A 22,121-nucleotide genomic window follows, 5' to 3' on the forward strand; every position below is an offset into this window, starting at 1 on the left:
CTAGCCCAGGATCGCCGCCGCGGCGCATTCGGCAATCAAGATCGTCGGCGTCTGGATATTTCCTGAGATCATGATCGGGATCACCGAGGCATCGGCGACATGCAGACCATCGATGCCGCGCACCTGCAATCGTTTGGGGTCGACGACGGCGAGGTCGTCCATGCCCATCCGGCAGGTCGAGGCGGCATGATAGAGCGTCGTGCAATGGCCGCGGATATAATCGGCGATCTCGGCATCGCTGATCGCCTCCGCGCTCGGCGTGACCTCGGTGTCGATCATCTCCTTGAGCGGTGATTGCGCGGCGATGCGTCGGTTGATGCGCACGCCTTCGATCATGGTCGCGATGTCGCTGCCGTTCGGGTCCGACGCGAAATAGCCGGGGTCGATCGCGGGGTCTTCGATCGGATCGGACGAGCGCAGCGTGATCTCGCCGCGGCTCTTCGGTCGCTGCAAGGTCGCGTGCAGGGTGATGCCCGGCCTGGACGACAGGAAGCGGACATAGTCGCGGTGCGGGCTGATCGCGCCATAGAGCTGGAGATCGGGCTCGACGTCGGGGCGGCTGCGCACATGGGCGCCGGCGGCGACCCAGGGCGAGGTGCGCGGACCGCTGCGATGCGCCTGCCACTCTGCAAGGCTCGCCGCGAGACTTTCGTCGGTCCAGGCGCCGACGCCGATCCTCTCCTTGGTGTAGAAGGTGATGGGAATGTTGATGTGGTCCTGGAGATCCTTGCCGACGCCGGGCAGCTCATGCAGGACGTCGACGCCGACCGCCTTCAATTCGTCAGCCGGGCCGACGCCTGACAGCAGGAGTTGTTGTGCCGAGCCAATGGCGCCGGAGGCGAGCACGATCTCGGTGGTAGCGAAGACGCTCTTCAGTTCACCATTGTCGAGAAAGGTCACGCCGATCGCGCGGCCGCGCTCGATGATGATGCGCGTGACGCGTGCGCCGGTCTTCAGGACGAGATTGGGACGCGCCAGCGCCGGGCGCAGATAGGCCTTGCCGGTGCCGAAGCGCTCGCCGTCCCTGATGACGAACTGGAAGAAGCCGGCGCCTTCCTGGGCGGCGCCGTTGAAATCGGGGTTGTGCGGAAGGCCTGCGGCCTGGGCTGCCTCCAGCCATTTCAATTCGTTGGGATCGACGAAAGGGACGTCGGCGACGTGCAGCGGCCCGCTGGTGCCGTGGAAGGGATCGTCGACGAAGCGGGCATTGTTCTCGAAGGCGATGAATTTCGGCAGCACGTCGCTCCAGGCCCAGCCTGCGCAGCCCGCCCGCGCCCATGCATCGTAATCCGACGGCAGGCCGCGGATATAAATCATCGCATTCATCGCGCCGGAGCCGCCGACCATCTTGCCGCGCGGCCAGAAGATGCGTCGTCCGCGGCAGCCTGCTTGCGGCTCGGTATGAAACCCCCAATCGACCGCCGTATTGAACATCGTCGGCCAGTCGGACGGAATGTCCGAGGCGGGCGGGGCAGCGCGACCGGCCTCCAGCACCAGAACCTTGCGATTTGGATCGGCCGACAACCGATTGGCCAGTACACAGCCGGCCGAGCCGGCGCCCACGATGATGGTGTCGTACATAGACGAGCGCTCCGCGATCATTCACGTCGCGGAGTGCTTGCAAGTTTCGTGCTTTGCGGATCGGCACACTGCAATTCCTCTCCCATCCACAGGGGGAGGTTACGCCGTCGGCATGTTGCCCTACGTCATGCCCGCACGGCGCAAGCCTTGGAGGTAATGCGTGCGATCCTCTTCCCGCAGCATGGGCAGCTCGCGCGTGATCCAGGCAAGCGAAACCTCGGGCTGGGTGCGGCGCAGGCCTTCCAGGGCGGATGCCGCCAGGGCCGGATCGTCGAGCATGCCGGCAGCCGCCGTCAGCACGCGGTGCGCACCGACGAAATCTCCGCGCTGGCGCATCGATTCCCGAGCCATCTGCACGGCGCCCCCGTAGTCATGGCCGACGAACCGGGCATAGGCCGCAACCCCGCAATAGATCGCCGCGAGCGGGTCGCGCGGGCTCAGCCGCAGCGCGCGGCGGGCGGCGGCATCGCCGTCCTGCCAACGCCCGGCATAGCACAGCGTCACGCCGTGGAAGGCATGCGCCATCGCGAAATTCGGATTGAGCTGCAAGGCCAGCTCGAATTCGGCCAGCGCGTCGTCGAAGCGACGGCGGAACAGGTAGGTGTAAGCAAGGCCGTGATGGGCCCAGGCATCCTCGCGATCGGCCTCCACCGCCGCGAGCGCCGCACGCTCCGCGACCGGCACGGTGGCGGCCATGTCGGCCCAGCCCATATGCGCGCCGAAGATATGGCTGGTCGCGAGCAGGCCGAGCGCCTTGCCATAGGCTGGATCGACCGCGACGGCTTCTTCCAGCAGCTTTTGGGCGGCTGCATTGTCCTCGCGGGTGATGCGCCAATAATGCGACAGCGCGCGCATCACGAGGTCCCACGCATCCAGGCTGCCCGGCGGTTTCTGCTGGGCCCGGAAGCTTTCGGCGGCGTAGAGCTGCGGCTCGATCGCGGCGACGATTGCTTCCGTGATCTCGTCCTGCACGGCGAAGATGTCGGCGAGCTCGCGGTCGTAGCGTTCGGCCCAGAGATGGCTGCCGGTCGAGACGTCGTTGAGCTGGGCCGAGATACGCACCCGCTCGCCGCTCCGCCGCACGCTGCCTTCGACCACGTAGCGCACCCCGAGCTCCCGCGCGACCTCGTGGATGTGCACGGCGCGGCCCTTGTAGACGAAGGAGGAGTTGCGCGCGACGACGAAGAACCAGCGCAGCTTCGACAGCGCGGTGATGATGTCCTCGCTGATGCCGTCGGAGAAATAATCCTGCTCGGCCTCGCCGCTCATATTGGTGAAGGGCAGCACGGCGATCGCGGGCCGCTCGGGCAGCGCGAAGGCCGCCTGGGGCGGGCTGATACGGACCGGCCCCGGCGCGACCGCGCCGATTTGTGTCTGGACATCGCCGACGAAGCGAAAACCCTTGCGCGTGATGGTGCGGATCAGCGACTGGCTCACGCCGTTGTCGCCGATCGCCTTGCGCGCCGCGTTGATCCGGCTGGTCAGGGTGGATTCGGAGACGCTGCGCCCGTGCCAGATCTTGTCGATCAGCTCGTCCTTGCTGACGACCCTGTCGCGGTTCTGCATGAGGTGGACGACGAGGTCGAAAACCTGCGGTTCCACGGCAATAGGAACCTGCTCGCGGCTCAGCTCGCGCCGGTCGGTGTCGAGAAGGTGGTCCTGGAACAGAAACTGCACGTCGAAAACTCAGGCCTCATTGCGAAATCGGGGCAAACAAACAAAATGAAATTTGGGTCGAAAACCGTGTGTCTGCCGAAGGGGGCGCTTGGTTCATCGCAATCGCGTGATGGCAGCCATGCCGTTTTCTGACGGGAATACAACCGCAACTGGAATGTTGCGGCCGTGGGCACCGAAATCTGCTTCGCCGAACGTCATCCTCAGGTGCCTGGGCACAATGCCCCGACAATAGATGTGGCGAAGGGTGAACGCCCTTTGCCGAATTGAGTGGCCTGCGTAAGTTACCGCTCACAGAAAACACCAACCACGAAGAAACGCCATGCCTGCTTTTCCCGCCGCCACCACCGTGCTCGACTCCCTGCTGTTTCGCGACGCCTTCGGCACGCCCGAGATGCGCGAGGTGTTCTCCGACGTCGCGACGGTCGCGCGCTATGCCGAGGTCGAGGTGGCGCTGGCGAAGGCGGAGGCGAAGTGCGGTGTGATCCCACAGGAGGCGGCCGCAGCGATCGCAGCACGGACCGACGTTGCCGCGCTGGATTTCGATCTGCTGAGGCAAGAGACCGATGTCGTCGGCTATCCGATCCTGCCTTTGGTGCATCAGATGGTGAAGCAATGCGGCGAGGCGGGCCGCTATGTGCATTGGGGCGCCACCACGCAGGACGTCATGGACACCGCCGTGGTGCTGCAACTGCGCGCTGCGCTCGAGATCGTGGAGCGCGACATCGCCGAGCTGCGCAAGATCCTCGCCGATCTGTCGAAGCGCCATCGCGACACGGCGATGGCGGGCCGTACCCATCTGCAGCAGGCGCTGCCGGTGACCTTCGGCTACAAGACCGCGATCTGGCTTGCGATGTTCGACCGCCACGCCGAGCGGCTGGCGCAGCTGAAGCCGCGCGTGCTGGTCGGCCAGTTTGCCGGCGCGGCCGGCACGCTGGCTTCGCTCGGCGACAAGGGGTTCGAGGTGCAGGAGGCGCTCTGTGCCGAGCTGAAGCTCGGCGTTCCCGCCTCGACCTGGCACGTCGCGCGCGACGGCTTTGCCGAGGCCGTGAATTTCCTCGCGCTTGTCACCGGCTCGCTCGGCAAGGTCGCGCTCGACATCATGATCATGGCCTCGACCGAGTTCGCCGAGGTCTACGAGCCCTTCGTCAAGGGCCGCGGTGCCTCCTCGACCATGCCGCAGAAGCGCAACCCGATCTCCTCGGAGCTGATGCTTGCGGCCTCCAAGGCGGTGCGTCAGCACGCCGGCCTGATGCTCGACGCCATGGTGCAGGATTTCGAGCGCGCCACCGGTCCCTGGCACGCCGAATGGATGGCGATCCCGGAGAGCTTCCTGCTGACCGCCGGCGCGCTGCACCAGGCGAAGTTCGCGCTCGCAGGCCTCATCGTGGACGAGGCGAAGATGAACGACAATCTCGCCATCAGCCGCGGCCTGATTGTGGCCGAAGCGGTCATGATGGGCCTCGCCCCGCAGATCGGCCGGCAGGAGGCGCATGACGTGGTTTATGACGCCTGCCGTCAGGCCAACGAGAAGGGAATGAGCCTTGCTGATGCGTTATCCGCAGATTCACGGATATCGAGCCGCATCGGTCGCGCCACAATCGAGGCGCTCACCTCACCGAAAAATTACCTCGGCCTTGCACCGGCGATGGTCGACCGGGTGCTGAAATCGGCAACGCGTTGAAAACCAAAATGCGTGAAACCGCGTATCTTTCCAAGGCCGCAAGACGCTCGCATACTTGTGTCTCGCGGTGCTAGGCTTAAATTGAGTGAGCGACTTTCGGCAGAGGGCCCGGTATGACTGACCAACGCAATACTTCCACTCCCATCGATCCCGCGAAGCTCGACCGGCTGGCCGAGGTGGCGGTGAAGGTGGGCCTGGGCTTGCGGCCGGGACAGGATCTGCTTCTGACGGCGCCCGCGATCGCGCTGCCGCTGGTGCGGCGGATCGCCGTGCATGCCTACAAGGCCGGCGCCGGCCTCGTGACGCCAATCCTGTCGGACGAGGAGATGACGCTGGCGCGCTACCGCCACGGCCACGACGATAGTTTCGATCGTGCCGCCGGCTGGCTCTACGAGGGCATGGCCAAGGCGTTCTCGGACAACACCGCGCGGCTCGCCATCGTCGGCGACAACCCGATGTTGCTGTCGGGCGAGGATCCTTCCAAGGTCGCGCGCGCCAGCAAGGCCAATTCGATGGCCTACCAGCCCGCGCTGGAAAAGATCGTCAATTTCGACACCAACTGGAACATCATTGCCTATCCGAGTCCGTCCTGGGCCAAGCAGGTGTTCCCGAACGATCCGGAAGACATCGCCATCGGCAAGCTCGCGGATGCGATCTTCGCGGCGTCCCGGGTCGATCGCGAGGAGGCGATCAGCAATTGGGCGAGCCACAATGCGGTGCTGCGTGAGCGCACCAACTGGCTCAACGGCCAGCGTTTTCGCGCGCTGCAGTATTCGGGGCCGGGCACCGACCTCACCATTGGTCTTGCCGACGGTCATGAATGGGAAGGCGGCGCCTCGCTCTCCAAGAATGGCATCAGCTGCAACGCCAATATCCCGACCGAAGAGGTCTTCACCACGCCGCATTGCCGCCGCGTCTACGGCCATGTCGTGAGCTCGAAGCCGCTGTCCTACCAGGGCACGCTGATCGACAACATCGCGGTGCGGTTCGAGGACGGCAAGATCGTCGACGCCAAGGCCTCGCGCGGCGCCGAAGTGCTGAACAAGGTGCTCGATACCGACGAGGGCGCGCGGCGCCTCGGCGAAGTGGCGCTGGTGCCGCATTCCTCTCCGATCTCGCAGAGCGGGCTGCTATTCTACAACACGCTGTTCGACGAGAACGCAGCCTCGCACATCGCGCTCGGCCAATGCTATTCGAAATGCTTCGTCAACGGCGCCCATCTGACGCCGCAGCAGATCGCGGCGCAAGGCGGCAACCAGAGCCTGATCCATATCGACTGGATGATCGGCTCGGCCGAGACCGACATCGACGGCATCTTGGCCGACGGCAGCAAGGTGCCCGTCTTCCGCAAGGGCGAATGGGCGAAGTAGCCTTCACCTCTCCCGTAGGGAGAGGTCGGATCGCATCGATAGATGCGATCCGGGTGAGGGGTTACGGTCTCACCGAACGCCGCGGCCCCTCACCCGGATTGCTGCGCAATCCGACCTCTCCCCGCTGGGGAGAGGTAAGGATCGGCCTATAGACTTCAGTAGACTCACGTGAAGCGCGCTCTCACGCCGCCGCGTTGCGCAGGGTGGGGTTGTTGTCGATGCTGAAGCGGTTGAATAGCGTCGTGAACGGGCTGCCGTCGGTGGCTCGCACGATCGCGTCGGACGCCGCCACCGCCTCGTAGAGCGCGCCGATCGGATCGTCCGCTCCCGGCAGTGCGAGCGCGCCGCCGATGTCTTCGCGGGCCTCGTTGAGCTCGTCCTCGTCGTCGAGCGTCGCCTCCAGCGCATCCGCCGCGCGCCGCATTTCGGCAAGGTCGCCGCCCCCGGAGAATTTGAGGATGTCGCGCCAGTAGGGGCGGGCGAGGACGAGCTGGATGAATGCTTCAAAGCTCTCCGCGATGATGCCTGCGCGGCCCTCCGATGACACATAGAGCACAGTCTGCGACGGCAGCAGCACGAACGCGCTGCCGGAGCCGTCACTGCCGATGTGCCGTGGACCTTCGACGCCGTCGATGGTGAACCAGGGCTCCTCGTCCGGCGCGAAGAAGACATCGAGACTGCGGAGCCTGGCGACGACCTCGCTGTTGGCTGTCAGAATCTCGGGCGTGAGGGGCATCGGTGCGGCTCCTTCCCAATACTTTGCGCACTTTGTCGCACCCCGGACAGGATCGGTTCATGTGTGCGAATTCGCAGAGGAAATCGTGACGTTAACCGTTTCGCAGCTGCAACTCAGGGCTGATTGTCGAGCCCCGCGTAAGAAAGAATTAAAAACCGGCAACTAGCGTCCCAGCTTCTTTCGAAACAATCCGGGCCGAGACCCGGTCATTCATATTATATCTCCTGGGGAAGCAGATGTCGCGCGCATTGATTGAAATTGGTAGTTGCAATGTCGACCTCGAGCTGCGGCCGATCGAGCCGTCCTGGATCATCGAGGGCAATCCGGTATCCCGCTCGCGCGTCCTGTCGACCAGCGCCGACGGCACCGCGCAGACGATCATCTGGCATTGCACCGAAGGCCGCTTCAACTGGTACTACGACATCGACGAGACGATCATGATCATGGAAGGATCAATCGTGCTCGAAAGCGACGGGATGCCGCCCAAGCGCTACGGCCCCGGCGACGTCATTTTCTTCCGCGACGGCGCGCATGCCAAATGGCATGTCGAAGGCCACGTCAAGAAGATCGCCTTCTGCCGCAAGACCAATCCGGTGATGATCGGTTTCCTGATCCGCGTCGTCAACAAGCTGAAGAAGATCTTCACCCCCACCGGCGAGCGCCGCCCGGCCTCGTTGATGGGCGCCGGCTAGAGCTCGCAAGCGCGTTTCAAGGACGCTTCCCAGCGGCCACGACGAAGAGGGGTCGGGATCAATGTCCCGGCCCCTCTTTTCGTCATGACGGCAGCTCGAGCCGGTAAACGTCGATCGCGGTCTGCGAGAACAATGCCGTCTGTTCGGCCTCGCTCAGCTTTGAGGTGATACGCTTGAAGGCGTTGAAGATCACCTGGTAGCTGCACTGGCCCTTGTCCGGGGGGAAATTGCTTTCGAACATTGCGCGCTTCGGGCCGAACGCCTCGATGCACGTCTCGACATAGGGCCGCCAGGCCGTGGCAAGCTCCTCAGATGTCGGCGGCCTCTCGCGCAAATGGAAGTCGTAACCAAGCAGGCACATCGCGAGACCACCGAGCTTCACCACCACGTTCTCGCATCTCGCGATCTCCCGGATCGAGGCGCGCCATTGCGCAAACACCTCCTCGCGCCGCCCTGCGAAGCGGCCGGTTCCGACCGGGCCGCCGCAATGGTCGAGCACGATCCTGGTGTCGGGGAAGGCGCGCGCCAGCGCTGTGAGCTCGCCGATCTGCGGATGGAACAGCCAGGCATCGAAGCTGAGTTTGAGGGGCGCGAGGCAGGCAAAGCCTTTGCGGAAGGTCGGGTCCTGCAACAATCCCTTCGGCCTGTTCGCATACATGCCGGCGACGACAGGATCTTCGTCCCAGGCCGAGGAATGCCGGATGCCGCGAAAGCGGCCGTTGCCGGCGGCGATCTCGGCTTCCAGCACGCCCTTTGCGGCGTCGCCGAGCAGCAGATTGGCGTGGCTGACGATGCCGGCGCAGATCGCGGCCTTGCCATAGCCACCGCTCGCGCTCATGGCGGCGACGCCGTTGGCGAACTCGACCTCGCCCACGGGGCGGAATGCTTCCGGCCCATGCGCGCGATACATCGAACGGCAATCGACATAGACGGTGGCGATGACGTTGTGACCGGAGGCGATATCGGCGGCCATCTCCTCGATCAGATAGCGGTGCCCGCGATTCCACAGATGGTGATGGGGATCGACGATCGGCCGCAAGGGATCGATGATCTCCTCCCGATGCAGCGCGAGCCAGTTCTCGCGCGGATCGACGAACAGCCCGCTCGTGTTTGCGGGCATACCGCTTGCTGCCATCGGCCTTCGCTCCCTGACGTTTTGTACCCGGAGCTTAGCACCTCCTTCCCACGCACAGCAGCGCGCGTTGTTCAGAGCACCATAGCGGCGGCGGAGGAGGTGCGCTCCCTCCCGCTTGCGGGCCCGCCAGCGGGAGAGGTTGTTTGCCGCCCGATCGATCCAATCAAGATCTGTTTGCCTTAGGCCTTGCGCCGTCTTGCTCTGACCTCGACCATCAACCGCCAGTCCGCTGCCGTGGCTGGCTTGACCTCCCCACGCCAAAGGAAGGAGTCGCCGGTGATCTCCGTAAAGCTCCAGCGCGTCAGGTCGCCGGCTTCGGTCGTGCCTTCCTGCACGATGTCGTCGCCACGGGGACGGCCGATCTGCTGCCGGAACACGCGGCGGCCCGGATCGAACCAGGAAATCCGCCACGCATCGATACCGGGATCGTAAACGCGCAGTGTCGTGCCATACCAATTGCCGGCGATCGGAAAGGCCGCGCCGCCCGCGGGCCGGGGAATGATCCAGACGTCCTGCACCGCGCGGCCTTCGAGCACCCAGCCGAAATGGATCTCGCCCGGCGCGGTGTGGCTCGTTCCGTCCGGCCCGAAGGCGGTGATCTCGGCGTCCCAGTCGCCGACGAAGCGGCCGTAGAGCTGGAGCGCCGCGGCGTGTTCTGGATGCGGCGCGCTGGCGTGAAGAAGTCTCGCAAAGTCGGTCATATCGCTCTCCTGTTGCAGGGAGATCAGCATGACCCGCCGATGGCCGGCTTGGAGAAAATTGCGCCTCAGACCCCGTCGAGGATGATAACAGTCGGCTTCGTCGGCAGCGTATCCCGCGACATCCGGAACGAGCGCTCGATGCGCCGGTCGATCTCGAACTGCTGGCCGATCCGGCGCATGAAGTCGTCGAGCGGGGTGGCGAAGCGGTGCATCGGCAGCACCACCGAGGCGCGCAAGCGCTTGGTGATGTCCGAGATCCCTTCGAGCGACATGGTATAGGTGCCGTCGATCGGCACCATTACGATGTCGAGCCGCCCTATCTGGGCGAAATGGCTGTCGTCGAGCTTGTGGTGGAGGTGGCCGAGATGGCCGATGCAGAGGCCGGCCGCCTCGAAGATGAAGATGGAATTGCCGTCGCGGATCATGTCCGCGCCGACGTCGTCGCCGTAATAGCGGCGGATGTCGGTCGTGACGTTGCGGATGAAGGTGTCACCGATGCGCTCGGAGACGATGGCCGGCTTGCCGTCGTCGCTCCAGCCATGCAACACGTGGGGAATGCGCTTGTCCGGGTATAAGGAGTAGTGCGTGCTGTGCGCCCGGTTCATGGTGACGACGTCGGGCAGCCGTCCGACCTGATAGGCGCCACTATAATCGGTGGCGATGCGCAAGCCGCCGGGCGTGTCGATGTAGTAGGTGGAATGGCCCGCATAGGTGATCTCGACCTCGGCAGAGCCGGCGGCCGGCCGGAACGCGACCGGCATGGCCCGCGGTGCCGCGTTGGCCATCGCCAGACATTCGCTGCGCTGTGGCTGCTGGGCGAGGGAAGGGGTCAGGAATGCGCCGAACAGCGCGATAGCCGCCAAAACCAGTCGCCGCATGGATCCGTCCCCGATGACTTCACGGCGAAGTCTAGCGTGCAATGCGGAGCCTCGCCAATGGGGCGGGATCAACAGCGCGTCAGTGTCGCACCTATTGCTCGCGCTTCGGGCTGAACTTCCAGGTGATCGCGACGAGGCCTGCGGTGATCAGTCCGCTGATCAGGCCGGCGAGCGGCAGGGCGAGCAGCAATGCGGCGCTGGCTGCCCAGCCGATCGAGGAGAAGGCCTCGGCGAAGGTCGCGAGCCGCGATGAGGTCTGCCGGCGGCGGAATTGGCTGCGCCTTGCCTGCACCCGGAACCAGAGCTGGATCGCGGTCGCCGAGGCCGCGCTGACGATGATCGCGCCGGCACTGACCGCGGCCTGGAATGGCGAGGCAAAGGCCAGTGCCGCGAGCAGCGGACCGAAGATCACGGCGATCGCGATCAGCACTACCTCGATCTTGGCGCGAATGACGGCGGACGGCATCAAGGGCGCGGTCGCGACCAGGTCGGGGGCGTCCTCGCCCGAGATCGTCAGCCAGGCGAGCCCGCCGGCGAGCTGTCCGGCCGCCATGACGATGACAGGTGTGATCAGCGTCAGCGCCGCGGAACTGTCGGCAAAATTGCGCCAGAGCAAGAGCGCCGGCGGCACCAGATAGAGCAGCTGCATCAAGGTCTGCGAGATCAGCCATGGATCGCGCCACAGGAGCATGAATTCCTTGCGGCGCAGCGCCTGCTGGCGCGATCCGCCGCGGAACGCGCGCTCCTTGGCATGGACGCGGCCCGACGTGGCGTAGGCCGCGGCATCGATCGCCGTGTCGGCAAAGCGGTGCGAGAAGATCGCCATCACGCTGCCGAGCATCACGAGCGCGAGCGCGAGAAGCAGCGACAGCGCCTCGTTGTCGCCCATCGCTGCCCGCGCCGGCCACCACCAGATGCTGTCGACGTCGGGGGCGTAGGCGGCAACGCTGCCCGAGGTCAGGATGGTGAAGCGCGACAGCGTGCCGTAGGACATGATCGCCGCGACCTGAAGCGCGATCACGAAGCCCGCGCCGATGATCGCTGCGAGGATCTGGGCGATCAGGCGCGTCCGCGCCGGGCCGATCAGCCGGAACAGGAGAATGGTGACGGCGATCGCGGTCGCCGCCGCCGACAGGCCCATCGCAATGACGACGCCGAAGGCCGCGAGCCAGCGCGCGCCGCCGCCGATCACCAGCACGTCGATGAAGGGTGTCGAGAACAGCAGCGCGAGCACGGTGACGGTCAGCGCAATCGCGGCGATGCGGACCGAGAACAGATTGGCGAGCCGCGCCGGCGAGGACATGATCAGGTCGAGATCGGCGCGGGCGTAAAATACCCGTGTCACCGATTCGATCGCCTGCGACAGCATCAAGGTCCAGGCGAGAAAGATCGTGGCCGAAATCACGATCAGCGAGGATTTGTCGAGCGGCAGCTGCAGGTCGGCGAAACGGCCGATCACCGCCCAGGCCGGCAGGTGCAGCAGCGCGGCGAAGCAGACGAGGCCGATCATTGCCGCGCGCGCCCGTTTGCGCCGCCCGCCCGTCATCATGGCGAGCCATTCGCGCCAGGCGAGCCGCAGTTCGTGGCGGGCAAACCAGGACAGCGCGGTGGCCGAGCTCATGCCGCTTCCTGAAGCGTCACCAGCGCGATGAAGAGATCTTCCAGGCTGGTGTCGGCATGGCCGTTCTGCTGGCGCAGCTCGGTAAGCGTGCCTTCGGCGACCAGGCGGCCGGAGGCGATCACGCCGATGCGGTCGGCCATGCGCTCGGCGACCTCGAGGATATGCGTGGTCATGATGACGGTGCAGCCGGCGCGGACACGCGCGCTCAGCAGGCCCTTCACATGGCGGGCGGAGACGGCATCGAGGCCCGTCAAGGGTTCATCGAGGATGATCAGGCGGGGGTCGTGCACCAGCGCCCCTGCGAGAGCGACCTTCTGGCGCATGCCCTTGGAAAAGCCCTCGCAGCGCTCGTGCCGGTGCGCCTCTAGCCCGAGCGAATCGAGCAGGTCCTCGGCGACCGGTTGCGCGATCGACGGCGCGATGCCCCAGAGGCCGGCGACGAATTCGAGATATTCGAGCGGGGTGAGCTTGTCGTAGATCATGGGCTCGTCGGAGACCCACGCCATCACCTGCTTGGCGGCGACGGGATCGTGGAGCGCATCGATGCCGAAGATGGAGACGGCGCCGGCATCGGGCCTGAGCAGGCCCGCAACCATGCGCAGGGTGGTGGTCTTGCCGGCGCCGTTGGGGCCGACCAGCGCGTAGAATTCGCCGGCGTGAATGGTGAGATCGAGGCTGTCGACCGCCAGACGGTCAAAACGCTTCGTTAACCCCACCACTTCCAGCGCCGAGTTGTCCGGCTTCATGACGGCCATACCATCCGGTTGCATCGCCCGCGACCATGACCCGAAGATATTTCGGCACCGTGAATCGCACTGCCGCAAATTCCGTCAACCGGATTGGACTAAAGACAAGGCATCCCGACAAGTCACCGTTTGTTGACAGCGCGCGGGCGTTCAGGCTGAATTGCTTCCGGACAAATGGCGCGAACGCAGCGAAACGACTGCGTAGCGACTGGACACAAGATGCGGCAAGGCGGCCAAAAGAACCCGCCGGATGCATCGGGAGGATGCGCGGCGATGCTGGATTTCGTTCAGCAGCTGGTCAGCGGTGTTGCGCTCGGCTGCGTCTACGGCCTGATCGCGCTCGGCTTCGTGCTCGTCTACAAGGCCACCGAGGTCGTCAATTTCGCCCAGGGCGACCTGATGATGCTGGGCGGCTTCTTCGCCTTCACCTTCATCGGGATGATGGGCCTGAACTACTGGATCGGCTTTGCCGGTGCGGTGGCGGCGATGGCGCTATTCGGCATGCTGGCCGAGCGCGTGGTGGTGCGGCCGATCCTCGGCTATCCGCAATTCTCCATCATCATGGCCACGATCGGCCTCGGCTATTTCCTGCGCTCGATCGCCGGCATGATCTGGGGCACCGACGACCTGAAGATCGAGACGCCCTTCAGCCAGGGCGTGCTGCGCATGGGTTCGCTGGTGCTCGCCTACGACAAGCTCTCGGTGATCGCGGCGACGATGATCCTGTGCACGCTGCTCTGGTTGTTCTTCAACAAGACCACGCTCGGCACCGCGATGCGCGCCAGCTCCGAGAACATGCTGGCAGCCTATTACATGGGCATTCCGGTCAAGCGCGTAGTGTCGGTCGTCTGGGCGATCAGCGCGGCGGTCGCGACCTGTGCCGGCGTGCTGCTGGCGCCGATCACCTTCATCCATTCCAATGTCGGCCTCGTGCTCGGCCTGAAGGCGTTTCCCGCCGCCGTGCTCGGCGGTTTCGGCTCGATCCCGGGCGCCGTGGTCGGCGGCGTCCTGATAGGCGTGATCGAGAGCATGGCCGGCTTTTACCTGCCCGAGGGCTGGAAGGACGTCGCGCCCTACATCGTGCTGCTCGCCGTGCTGCTGCTGAAGCCCGAGGGCCTGTTCGGCCTGCACGTCCGCAAGAAGGTCTGAACGCCATGCGCTTCATGTTCAAGACCGACTACGAGGACGACATCAAGCTGTTCCCGCATTCCGGTTACGTCGTCACCTACGGCGTCCTGCTCGCGCTGCTGCTGATCGCGCCTTACGTGCTCTCCAGCTATCTGATGAGCCAGCTGGTCTTCGTCTGCATCTATGCGACCGTCGGCGTGGCGCTGTTGATCCTGACCGGATTCACCGGCCAGGCCTCGCTCGGCCATGCCGCCTTCCTCGCCATCGGGGCCTACACCGCGGCGTACTTGCAGAAGTACAACGTGCCGTTCCCGGTCTATTTCCTCGCCGCCGGGCTCCTGACCGGCATCATCGGCGCGATGGTCGGCTTTCCTGCGCTGCGCCTCACCGGCATCTATCTCGTCATCGCCACCATCTCCTTTGCCCTGATCGTGGAGGAGATCCTGGCGCGATGGGAGAGCGTCACCCACGGCAACGAGGGCTTGCGGGTCAAGACGCTGTCGCTGCTCGGCGTCGCCGTGCCGCGCGACAGCCCGACCTTCTATTATCTCTGCCTTGCCGTGCTGGTGCTGACCATCGTCGGCACGCTCAATCTGCTGCGTTCGCCGACGGGACGTGCCTTCGTCGCGATCCGCGATTCCGAGACGGCGGCGCGCAGCATGGGCGTCAATGTTGCGCTCTACAAGGTGAAGTCGTTCGCGATCTCGGCCGCGATCACCGGCTTTGCCGGCGTGCTGTTCGCGCACAAGCTCTCCTTCATCTCGCCGGAGATGTTCACGCTGCAGCTCTCGATCGAGTTCATCATCGTGATCCTGATCGGCGGCACCTTCAGCCTGCACGGCGCCGTGCTGGGGGCGATCTTCATCGTGATGATCGATCCGTTCCTGACCTATCTGAAGGACGACATGCCCGGCATCATCGCCGGCATTGCCGCGACGTTCGGGGCGGGCACGGCGACGGCGGGCAACATCCAGGCGAAGGTCGCGGCCTTCGCCTCGCTCAACGGCCTGAAGGGCGCGATCTACGGCATCATCATCGTGCTGTTCGTGCTGTTCGAGCCGCTCGGCCTCTACGGCCGCTGGCTCAAGATCAAGCTCTTCTTCCAGCTGTTCCCGCTCTACAAGCGCGCCACCTTCAAGCGGCAGAAGATCTACGTGAAGTCGGAGCGCAATCGATGAGCTATTTCCGCGCCGAGAACCTGTCGCTGCATTTCGGCGGCCTCAAGGCGGTCGATGCGGTCTCGTTCGCGGTGGAGAAGGGCGAGATTCTCTCGATCATCGGGCCCAACGGCGCCGGCAAGAGCTCGATCTTCAACCTGATCTCGCGGATCTACCGGCCGACCTCGGGCCGCATCTTCTTCGAGGACCAGGACATCACCGAGCAGCCGCCCTACGACATTGCCAAGCTCGGCATCGCCCGCACCTTCCAGAACATCGAGCTGTTCGAGAATGCGACCGTGCTGTCGAATCTTCTGGTCGGCCGCCACCGCCATTCGACCACGCAGCTCTGGCAGGAGCTCTTGTTCCTGCCGAGCGTGCGGGCCAACGAGAAGGTGCACCGGCGCAGGGTCGAGCAGGTCATCGAATTCCTCGACCTCGAACCCTATCGCGACAAGCTGATCTCGGGCCTTCCTTACGGCGTGCGCAAGGTGATCGAGCTGGCGCGCGCGCTGTGCTCGGAGCCGAAGCTGATCCTGCTCGACGAGCCGTCCTCCGGCCTCAATGTCGAGGAGACCGACGACATGTCGTTCTGGATCCGCGACATGAAGAGCGAGCTCGGCGTCACCGTGCTGATGGTCGAGCACGACATGTCGCTGGTCAACCGCGTCTCCGATCGCGTCATCGCGCTGAACTATGGCCGCGTGCTGGCGATGGGCTCGCCCGCTGAAGTGCAGCAGCATCCCGACGTCGTCGCCGCATATCTCGGAGCCTGAAGCGATGGATGCCGCGGCGACTCCGGATATCATCTTAAAACTCTCCAACATCGAGAGCTATTACGGGCCGATCATGGCGATCCGCGGCATTTCGCTGGAGGTGCCGCGCGGCCGCATCGTCACGCTTCTCGGGGCCAACGGCGCCGGCAAGACCACGGTGCTGAAGACGATCTCCGGCATCCTCGATCCGCAGAAGGGCGCGATCGAGTTCATGGGCAAACCGATCCAGCGCATGGAGGCCGACCGCATCGTGCGGCTCGGCCTCAGCCACGTGCCGGAGGGACGGGAGGTGTTCCCGTTCCTCTCCGTGCGCGAGAACCTGATGATGGGCGCCTATCCGCGCAAGGACCGGGACGGCGTCGCCGAGGATCTGGAGCGTGTCTACGGCTATTTCCCGCGCCTGAAGGAGCGCATCAACCAGCCGGCCGGCCAGCTCTCCGGCGGCGAGCAGCAGATGCTCGCGATTGGCCGCGCCCTGATGAACCGGCCGACGCTGCTCTTGCTCGACGAGCCCTCGCTCGGCCTTTCGCCGCTGCTGGTGAAGGAGATCTTCACCATCATCCGCCGGGTCAACGAGGAGCAGGGCATGTCGATCCTGCTGGTCGAGCAGAACGCCAAGGTGGCGCTGGAAACCGCCCATTACGGCTATGTGCTCGAGATCGGCCGTATCGTGATGAACGACAGCTGCGACCGCTTGATGCATTCCCAGGACATCCAGGAATTCTACCTTGGCGCCAAGGAAGCGGGCGCGCGCGGCGAGCGGCGCTGGAAGAAGAAGAAGACGTGGCGGTGAGGGCGAGCTGGCAGTAAGATGAGCTTGCCCAACGCTAAGCAAAGACCGCCGGCAAGGCAGGCAGCGGGGGTAGGCGAAGGAGGAGAGGTGCATGGCCGGAGCGGCGGTGCTGACGGTCGCTGATACGATCGCGAAGAGCTTCTTGCGCGCCGCCGAGACGCGGGGCGACAGGCCGGCGATCCGCGAGAAGAAGTTCGGTATCTGGCAGCCGACGAGCTGGCGAGAGTGGCTCGCGATCTCGAAGGAGATCGCCTACGCGCTTCGCGCCGTCGGTTTCATGCCCGGCGACGTCGCCTCCATCATCGCCAATGCCGTCCCCGAATGGGTCTACGCCGACATGGGCATATTGTGCGCCGGCGGCGTCTCCTCCGGAATCTATCCGACTGATTCTGCGTCCCAGGTCGAGTATCTCGTCAACGATTCCGCGACCCGGGTGATCTTCGCCGAGGACGAGGAGCAGCTCGACAAGATTCTCACCTGCCGCGCGCGCTGCCCGAGCTTGCAGAGGATCATCGTGTTCGACATGGAGGGCCTCAGCGGCTTCTCCGACGACATGGTGATGTCGCTCGACGAGTTTCGCGCGCTTGGCCGCAACCACATGGTCGGCCGCGAGGCGCTGTGGCAGGAGATGATCGACAGCCGTGTCGGCGGCGATCTCGCGATCCTCGTCTATACGTCCGGCACCACCGGTCCGCCCAAGGGCGCGATGCACGCCAATCGCAGCGTCACCCACCAGATGCGGCACGCCAACGACTTCATCCCGGCGCGGGAGGACGAGGATCGCCTGGTGTTCCTGCCGCTGTGCCATGTCGCCGAGCGCGTCGGCGGCTATTACATCTCGGTCGCGCTCGGCTCCGTGATGAATTTTGCCGAAAGCCCGGAAACCGTGCCGGACAATCTGCGCGAGGTGCAGCCGACCGCCTTTCTGGCGGTGCCGCGCGTCTGGGAGAAATTCTATTCCGCCATCACCATCGCGCTGAAGGATGCGACGCCGCTGCAGCAATGGGTCTATCGCCGCGCCATCGGCATCGGCTACCGCATGGTCGATTGCCGGCTCGAGGGCAGGGCGCCGCCGCTGTCGCTGCGCATCGCCAACCGCATCGCCTATGTGATCGCGTTCCGCAACATCCGCCGCATGATCGGGCTCGACCGCTGCCGCATCGCATTCACCGGCGCAGCGCCGATCGCGCCGGAGCTGATCCGCTGGTATCTGGCGCTCGGCATCGACATGCATGAGGTCTACGGCCAGACCGAGAATTGCGGGGTCGCCACCATGATGCCCGCGGACAGGATCAAGCTCGGCTCGGTCGGCACCGCGGTGCCGTGGGGCGAGGTCGCGCTGTCGCCCGACGGCGAGATCCTGATCAAGGGCGACTTCCTGTTCATGGGCTACCTGAACCAGCCGGAGAAAACCGCAGAGACGATCGATCCCCGCGGCTGGCTGCACACCGGCGACGTCGGCACCATCGACAACGAGGGCTTCGTCCGCATCACCGACCGGATGAAAGACATCATCATCACCGCCGGCGGCAAGAACATCACGCCGTCCGAGATCGAGAACCAGCTCAAGTTTTCGCCCTACATCTCGGACGCCGTCGTGGTCGGCGACAAGCGGCCCTATCTCACCTGCCTCGTGATGATCGACCAGGAGAACGTCGAGAAGTTCGCCCAGGATCACGACATCCCCTTCACCAATTATGCCAGCCTGTGCCGGGCGAGGGAGATCCAGGACCTGATCGGGCGCGAGATCGAACAGGTCAACGGCAATTTTGCCCGCGTCGAGACCATCAAGAGGTTCTACCTGATCGAGCGCCAGCTCACCCCCGAGGACGAGGAGCTGACGCCGACCATGAAGCTGAAGCGCGGCTTCGTGAACAAGCGCTACGCCGCCGAGATCGAGGCGATGTATCGCGAGCGTGCGGTGGCGTGAATAGCTTTCGAAAAAGCGAGGGAGCGATGGCCCCGCCCTTCGCACAATACGGGCCCAAAAGGAGAGGAGACGTCAATGTCGAAGTCGTTCCACGCGTTCGGCCTTGCTATGGGCGCTATCGCGCTCACTTGTCTGCCGGCCGTCGCGCAAACCAAGATCACCAATGAAGGCATCTCGGCAACCGAGATCGTCATCGGCACCCATCAGGACCTGTCGGGTCCGATCAAGGGCTGGGGCGTGCCGGTCTCCAACGGCATGAAGATGGCCGTCGAGGAGGTCAACGCCGCCGGCGGCATCAACGGCCGCAAGATCCGCCTGGTGGTCGAGGACAGCGGCTACGATCCGAAGAAGGCCGTGCTGGCATCGCAGAAGCTGATCGAGCGCGACAAGATCTTCGCGATGGTGGGGCCGATGGGATCGCCCACCGTGCTCGCCGCGCAGGATATCCTGCTCGACGCCGGGGTCATGCAGCTCTTCCCGCTGACGGCGGCCGAGTTCACCTTCAAGTTCGACCCGGCCAAGCCGCAGGAGCGGCTGAAGTTCAACAACCTGCTTCCTTACGTCGAGAGCACGCGGGCGGCGCTCAAATACATGATCGAGGCAAAGAACTTCAAGAAGCCCTGCATCATGCATCAGGACGACGAGTACGGAAAGAACGTGCTCGATGGCTTCAACCAGCAGCTCGCCGCCATGAAGGTGCAGCCGGCCTCGGTCACGACCTACAAGCGCGGCGCCTCCGACTTCTCGGCGCAGGTCGCCAAGATGAAGTCCGACGGCTGCGACCTCGTCGTGCTCGGCGCGGTCCTGCGTGAGCCGATCGGCACGATGAGTGAAGCGAAGAAGCTCGGCTGGGATGTCACCTTCCTCGGCGCCACGCCCGTCAACGTGCTCGAGGTGCCGGCGCTCGGCAAGGAAACGGTGGAAGGCTTGTATGCTGCTTCGAACTTCGAAATTCCCTATGAAGACACCGCAAAAGGAAAGGTGAAGGACTGGCTCGTCAACTACAAGAAGATGTTTGGCGCCGATGCCAACACCCAGGCCATCATCGGCTACAACGCGGTGATGACGTTCGCGCACTATGCCAGCAAGGCTGGCAAGGATCTGACTGGCCAGAAGATGCTCGACGCGCTGGAGTCCGGCGACAAGTTCCAGGACATCTTCAATTCGCCGCCGACGGTGTTCTCGAAGACCAACCATCTCGCGACCACCGTCACCCAGGTCCAGCAGGTCAAGAACGGTCGCTGGGTGCTGGTGAAGGACAATCTGATGTTTTGATCTCTCGCGGCGCGGACGGTGCACCCTCTCCCCTTGCGGGAGGGGTGGATCGCCGCGAAGCGGCGAGCCGGGTGAGGGGTCTCTATCCTCACGAAGGTCTTGCGTGTGGAGAGAGCCCCTCATCCGGCGCGCTTGCGCGCGCCACCTTCTCCCACAAGGGGAGAAGGAAGATGTGCCGCGGTAAGAACCCTACGATCCCCCGCCTGCGGTGCCCGAGCTCACCGGGGCGAGCTCGTCTTCCCGGCAGCGCCAGCCGTCGTCGGCTTTGACGAAGGCGAAGGTTCGCTGGATTCTCAGCCGGCGCGTGACGTTGAAGGCGTCTGCGGCGCGCTCCTTGTTGCCGGTTCCCGGCTGCGGACGGCCTGTCGTGGCGTCCCAGCAGGTGCCGGTGCAGATGGAGGCGATCTTGCTGCACACGGTGAAGGGGGCCAGCACGGCCATCTCGATTTCGCCGGTGACCTGCGCCTCCTGGTCGCTCACTTGGCTGTCGAGCGCATAGACGCGGTTGATGCGCAGGAAATTGCCGCAGGAATTGGCCGCATGAATCCGCGCGGCGCAGAAATCGACCGCGTCGGTGTCGGGTGATCGGGCCGCGACCTGCCGGCCGAACACCTTCTTGGGATCGCCTTTTGCGGCTCGGATTTCGTCGGTCTTGCGCTTCAAATGTTCGGCGAGACAGTCCTCCGCGGATTCCAGCTCATGCAGCGGCACGTTCTCCTTGCCGACCAGATTGCATTTGCGGTCGCGCTCGCGTGTCCACCGTCCATATTCGGCGAAGGCAAAGCGTGCCGCGGTCGGGTCCAATTTGCCGATCAGGCCGAGCACCAGGCCATTGAGCTCGGTTTCGGCAAGCGCCAGCGTCGGGTCGGCGCAGATCACCGCGCCCGCCGCGGTGTTGGCTGCAAGGCAGTCGAAATCCGGATCGCGAACGATCGCGGCGCGCTCCTCGGTGACCTTGAGCAGGCACGCCTTGACCTGGTCGAATTCGTCGGGGCGGATCGCGGTCTGGCCGACGATGCCGCAGCTGAGGTTGCGTTGGCGGACCCAGATCGCATTCTCCTCGATTCCAGGCAGGCGATCCGGCAGGCGGGCGAGCCGCGCCTCGATCGCGACGCTCAGCTTCTCGGCGGCGGCGGCAAGGGTCGCATCACCGCAGAACAATTGATTGCCGGGGTCGCGAATCTGCTGGCAGTTGTTCCTGGAGAACAGCGGCAGCCTGTCGGCGATCGCGCGCTCGGATTGCGCGGACGCGGACGCCGCCGGCAATGCCAGCGCAAGCACAGACAGCACGATGAACCGCATTCCAGTCGCCCCCGCACGGAAGGCGCCATGCTAGCGCCTGGTCTTGCGCGGTGAAATGGGTTTGTGCGGAAGAGCAGCGGGAGGTCTGTAGCCCGCATGGTGCGCAAGCGTAGTCCGGGGCCGGTGCGAGTGGCAAGAGTCCCGGATTTCGCTGCGCTCTAGCCGGGCTAGGAGGCCGATTCGATCAACGCGCCTCGGCGGCCGCCATCGAGACCTGTACCGGCTCGTCGACATATTTCAGCACGGCCGATTGGTGGAGCACGAACAGCGGCTGATAGCTCCGCGTCGCGTCGTCCCTGACCATCGCCATGCGGCGATTGTCGAGCATGAGCCATTGACCGTCGAGTTTTGCTGCGGCAATGGCGTGCGCCTCGCCGGCCCTGACGTCGCGCACCACGACCATGCGGAGGTCTTCAGAGGCAATTCCCGCCAGCCGCAGCGCGGCCAGCTTGGCGATGGCATAGTCCTCGCAATCGCCGGCGCCGCGCGCGAAGGTCGCAAGCGGCGAGCTCCAGAGGTCGGCGCTGCCGTCGTTGGCGGCATGGATGGCGAGATTGATGGCGCGGTTGATCTCGCCGAGCCGCGCGCGGCCGTCGCGGGCGCGGGCCTGATCGACGATGGCGAGTAGCTCGAGCGCCGCGGGTGAAGCGCAATTGTCCCGGTCGCCGTCGCACAGTGCGAGCTGCACCATGTCGTCGTCGAGCTTGTCCTTCAGCGCGGACCATTTCTGCTGCAGGCTGCCGGATGAGATGGCGAAGGCGAACACGCCAAACGGTTCGGCGGATTTGCGCACGAGGACGCCGGCGCCCGGCGAGAGCAGCGTGCCGGCGCGAAGCTCGGCGGCCGATCCGAGCAGGATCAAGCCGCACATGACAAGGATTGCGCGAAAGGCGCGCGAGCGAGCAGCGGTCTCCATCTGACATCCCCTTCCCAAGCTTCGCG

The 22,121-nt window shown here is 64.8% G+C and carries 19 protein-coding genes; 9 read left to right on the forward strand and 10 right to left on the reverse strand.

What is annotated here, in order from left to right; all coding sequences use genetic code 11:
- A complete protein-coding gene (locus tag XI05_RS32680; RefSeq protein ID WP_271509589.1) occupies positions 1 to 1,581 on the reverse strand; it encodes a GMC family oxidoreductase in 1,581 nt (526 codons plus the stop codon).
- Positions 1,582 to 1,701: 120 nt separating this feature from the next.
- Positions 1,702 to 3,258, reverse strand: coding sequence for a winged helix-turn-helix domain-containing tetratricopeptide repeat protein (locus XI05_RS32685; protein WP_271509592.1), 1,557 nt, complete (start codon positions 3,256 to 3,258; stop codon positions 1,702 to 1,704).
- 319 nt (positions 3,259 to 3,577) lie between these two features.
- Between XI05_RS32685 and pcaB the strand changes: the two genes are divergently transcribed.
- Both pcaB and XI05_RS32695 read left to right on the forward strand, forming a co-directional pair.
- Positions 3,578 to 4,939: a 3-carboxy-cis,cis-muconate cycloisomerase gene (pcaB, locus tag XI05_RS32690; RefSeq protein ID WP_271509595.1), complete on the forward strand. Its 1,362-nt coding sequence runs from the start codon at positions 3,578 to 3,580 to the stop codon at positions 4,937 to 4,939.
- Between the two features lie 113 nt (positions 4,940 to 5,052).
- On the forward strand, positions 5,053 to 6,309 hold the full coding sequence (locus tag XI05_RS32695) for an aminopeptidase (RefSeq protein WP_271509598.1): 1,257 nt from the start codon (positions 5,053 to 5,055) through the stop codon (positions 6,307 to 6,309).
- Between the two features lie 181 nt (positions 6,310 to 6,490).
- On the opposite strand, the gene XI05_RS32700 is transcribed toward XI05_RS32695, so the two are convergent.
- A complete protein-coding gene (locus XI05_RS32700; protein ID WP_271509600.1) occupies positions 6,491 to 7,045 on the reverse strand; it encodes a hypothetical protein in 555 nt (184 codons plus the stop codon).
- 236 nt (positions 7,046 to 7,281) lie between these two features.
- On the opposite strand from XI05_RS32700, the gene XI05_RS32705 reads away from it, so the two are divergent.
- A complete protein-coding gene (locus XI05_RS32705; protein ID WP_172785086.1) occupies positions 7,282 to 7,737 on the forward strand; it encodes a cupin domain-containing protein in 456 nt (151 codons plus the stop codon).
- An 82-nt stretch (positions 7,738 to 7,819) separates the two neighbouring features.
- Here XI05_RS32705 and XI05_RS32710 read toward each other — a convergent pair whose 3' ends face one another.
- The 5 genes from XI05_RS32710 to XI05_RS32730 form a co-directional block, all read right to left on the reverse strand.
- Positions 7,820 to 8,872, reverse strand: coding sequence for an amidohydrolase family protein (locus tag XI05_RS32710; protein ID WP_271509603.1), 1,053 nt, complete (start codon positions 8,870 to 8,872; stop codon positions 7,820 to 7,822).
- A 179-nt stretch (positions 8,873 to 9,051) separates the two neighbouring features.
- Positions 9,052 to 9,573, reverse strand: coding sequence for a hypothetical protein (locus XI05_RS32715; protein ID WP_271509606.1), 522 nt, complete (start codon positions 9,571 to 9,573; stop codon positions 9,052 to 9,054).
- 65 nt (positions 9,574 to 9,638) lie between these two features.
- Positions 9,639 to 10,451: an MBL fold metallo-hydrolase gene (locus XI05_RS32720; RefSeq protein ID WP_271509609.1), complete on the reverse strand. Its 813-nt coding sequence runs from the start codon at positions 10,449 to 10,451 to the stop codon at positions 9,639 to 9,641.
- 91 nt (positions 10,452 to 10,542) lie between these two features.
- A complete protein-coding gene (locus XI05_RS32725) occupies positions 10,543 to 12,072 on the reverse strand; it encodes a permease (protein ID WP_271509612.1) in 1,530 nt (509 codons plus the stop codon).
- Complete coding sequence (locus XI05_RS32730) at positions 12,069 to 12,818, reverse strand: ABC transporter ATP-binding protein (protein WP_271509614.1); 750 nt, start codon at positions 12,816 to 12,818, stop codon at positions 12,069 to 12,071. Before XI05_RS32730 ends, XI05_RS32725 begins: the two co-directional genes overlap by 4 nt.
- A 273-nt stretch (positions 12,819 to 13,091) precedes the next feature.
- Here XI05_RS32730 and XI05_RS32735 point away from each other — a divergent pair, with 273 nt between their 5' ends.
- The 6 genes from XI05_RS32735 (at position 13,092) to XI05_RS32760 (ending at position 19,877) form a co-directional block, all read left to right on the forward strand.
- A complete protein-coding gene (locus tag XI05_RS32735; protein WP_172785078.1) occupies positions 13,092 to 13,967 on the forward strand; it encodes a branched-chain amino acid ABC transporter permease in 876 nt (291 codons plus the stop codon).
- A gap of 5 nt (positions 13,968 to 13,972) precedes the next feature.
- Positions 13,973 to 15,124, forward strand: coding sequence for a branched-chain amino acid ABC transporter permease (locus XI05_RS32740; RefSeq protein ID WP_271509616.1), 1,152 nt, complete (start codon positions 13,973 to 13,975; stop codon positions 15,122 to 15,124).
- Positions 15,121 to 15,879 carry an ABC transporter ATP-binding protein gene (locus tag XI05_RS32745; RefSeq protein ID WP_197953824.1) on the forward strand — a complete coding sequence of 253 codons (759 nt, stop codon included), beginning with the start codon at positions 15,121 to 15,123 and terminating at the stop codon, positions 15,877 to 15,879. Before XI05_RS32740 ends, XI05_RS32745 begins: the two co-directional genes overlap by 4 nt.
- A gap of 4 nt (positions 15,880 to 15,883) precedes the next feature.
- Positions 15,884 to 16,672: an ABC transporter ATP-binding protein gene (locus XI05_RS32750; RefSeq protein ID WP_212254049.1), complete on the forward strand. Its 789-nt coding sequence runs from the start codon at positions 15,884 to 15,886 to the stop codon at positions 16,670 to 16,672.
- A gap of 91 nt (positions 16,673 to 16,763) precedes the next feature.
- Positions 16,764 to 18,602, forward strand: a complete 1,839-nt coding sequence (locus XI05_RS32755; protein ID WP_271509619.1) for an AMP-dependent synthetase/ligase — start codon at positions 16,764 to 16,766, stop codon at positions 18,600 to 18,602.
- Between the two features lie 75 nt (positions 18,603 to 18,677).
- Positions 18,678 to 19,877, forward strand: coding sequence for an ABC transporter substrate-binding protein (locus XI05_RS32760; protein WP_271509621.1), 1,200 nt, complete (start codon positions 18,678 to 18,680; stop codon positions 19,875 to 19,877).
- Between the two features lie 189 nt (positions 19,878 to 20,066).
- On the opposite strand, the gene XI05_RS32765 is transcribed toward XI05_RS32760, so the two are convergent.
- Together XI05_RS32765 and XI05_RS32770 are read right to left on the reverse strand one after the other, a co-directional pair.
- Positions 20,067 to 21,179 carry a lysozyme inhibitor LprI family protein gene (locus XI05_RS32765; RefSeq protein ID WP_271509623.1) on the reverse strand — a complete coding sequence of 371 codons (1,113 nt, stop codon included), beginning with the start codon at positions 21,177 to 21,179 and terminating at the stop codon, positions 20,067 to 20,069.
- Between the two features lie 184 nt (positions 21,180 to 21,363).
- Positions 21,364 to 22,095: a transglutaminase-like cysteine peptidase gene (locus tag XI05_RS32770; RefSeq protein WP_172785071.1), complete on the reverse strand. Its 732-nt coding sequence runs from the start codon at positions 22,093 to 22,095 to the stop codon at positions 21,364 to 21,366.
- Positions 22,096 to 22,121: the final 26 nt, after the last annotated feature.

Origin of the sequence: Bradyrhizobium sp. CCBAU 11357, assembly GCF_028128865.1 — a bacterium.
Classification (GTDB): domain Bacteria; phylum Pseudomonadota; class Alphaproteobacteria; order Rhizobiales; family Xanthobacteraceae; genus Bradyrhizobium.

Coding starts and splice junctions, on each gene's coding strand:
- XI05_RS32750 (WP_212254049.1), top strand. CDS start 15,884: ATGGATGCCGCGGCGACTCCGGATATCATCTTAAAACTCTCCAACATC.
- XI05_RS32725 (WP_271509612.1), bottom strand. CDS start 12,072: ATGAGCTCGGCCACCGCGCTGTCCTGGTTTGCCCGCCACGAACTGCGG.
- pcaB (WP_271509595.1), top strand. CDS start 3,578: ATGCCTGCTTTTCCCGCCGCCACCACCGTGCTCGACTCCCTGCTGTTT.
- XI05_RS32710 (WP_271509603.1), bottom strand. CDS start 8,872: ATGGCAGCAAGCGGTATGCCCGCAAACACGAGCGGGCTGTTCGTCGAT.
- XI05_RS32765 (WP_271509623.1), bottom strand. CDS start 21,179: ATGCGGTTCATCGTGCTGTCTGTGCTTGCGCTGGCATTGCCGGCGGCG.
- XI05_RS32770 (WP_172785071.1), bottom strand. CDS start 22,095: ATGGAGACCGCTGCTCGCTCGCGCGCCTTTCGCGCAATCCTTGTCATG.
- XI05_RS32735 (WP_172785078.1), top strand. CDS start 13,092: ATGCTGGATTTCGTTCAGCAGCTGGTCAGCGGTGTTGCGCTCGGCTGC.
- XI05_RS32730 (WP_271509614.1), bottom strand. CDS start 12,818: ATGAAGCCGGACAACTCGGCGCTGGAAGTGGTGGGGTTAACGAAGCGT.
- XI05_RS32740 (WP_271509616.1), top strand. CDS start 13,973: ATGCGCTTCATGTTCAAGACCGACTACGAGGACGACATCAAGCTGTTC.
- XI05_RS32695 (WP_271509598.1), top strand. CDS start 5,053: ATGACTGACCAACGCAATACTTCCACTCCCATCGATCCCGCGAAGCTC.
- XI05_RS32760 (WP_271509621.1), top strand. CDS start 18,678: ATGTCGAAGTCGTTCCACGCGTTCGGCCTTGCTATGGGCGCTATCGCG.
- XI05_RS32755 (WP_271509619.1), top strand. CDS start 16,764: ATGGCCGGAGCGGCGGTGCTGACGGTCGCTGATACGATCGCGAAGAGC.
- XI05_RS32720 (WP_271509609.1), bottom strand. CDS start 10,451: ATGCGGCGACTGGTTTTGGCGGCTATCGCGCTGTTCGGCGCATTCCTG.
- XI05_RS32705 (WP_172785086.1), top strand. CDS start 7,282: ATGTCGCGCGCATTGATTGAAATTGGTAGTTGCAATGTCGACCTCGAG.
- XI05_RS32680 (WP_271509589.1), bottom strand. CDS start 1,581: ATGTACGACACCATCATCGTGGGCGCCGGCTCGGCCGGCTGTGTACTG.
- XI05_RS32715 (WP_271509606.1), bottom strand. CDS start 9,573: ATGACCGACTTTGCGAGACTTCTTCACGCCAGCGCGCCGCATCCAGAA.
- XI05_RS32745 (WP_197953824.1), top strand. CDS start 15,121: ATGAGCTATTTCCGCGCCGAGAACCTGTCGCTGCATTTCGGCGGCCTC.
- XI05_RS32700 (WP_271509600.1), bottom strand. CDS start 7,045: ATGCCCCTCACGCCCGAGATTCTGACAGCCAACAGCGAGGTCGTCGCC.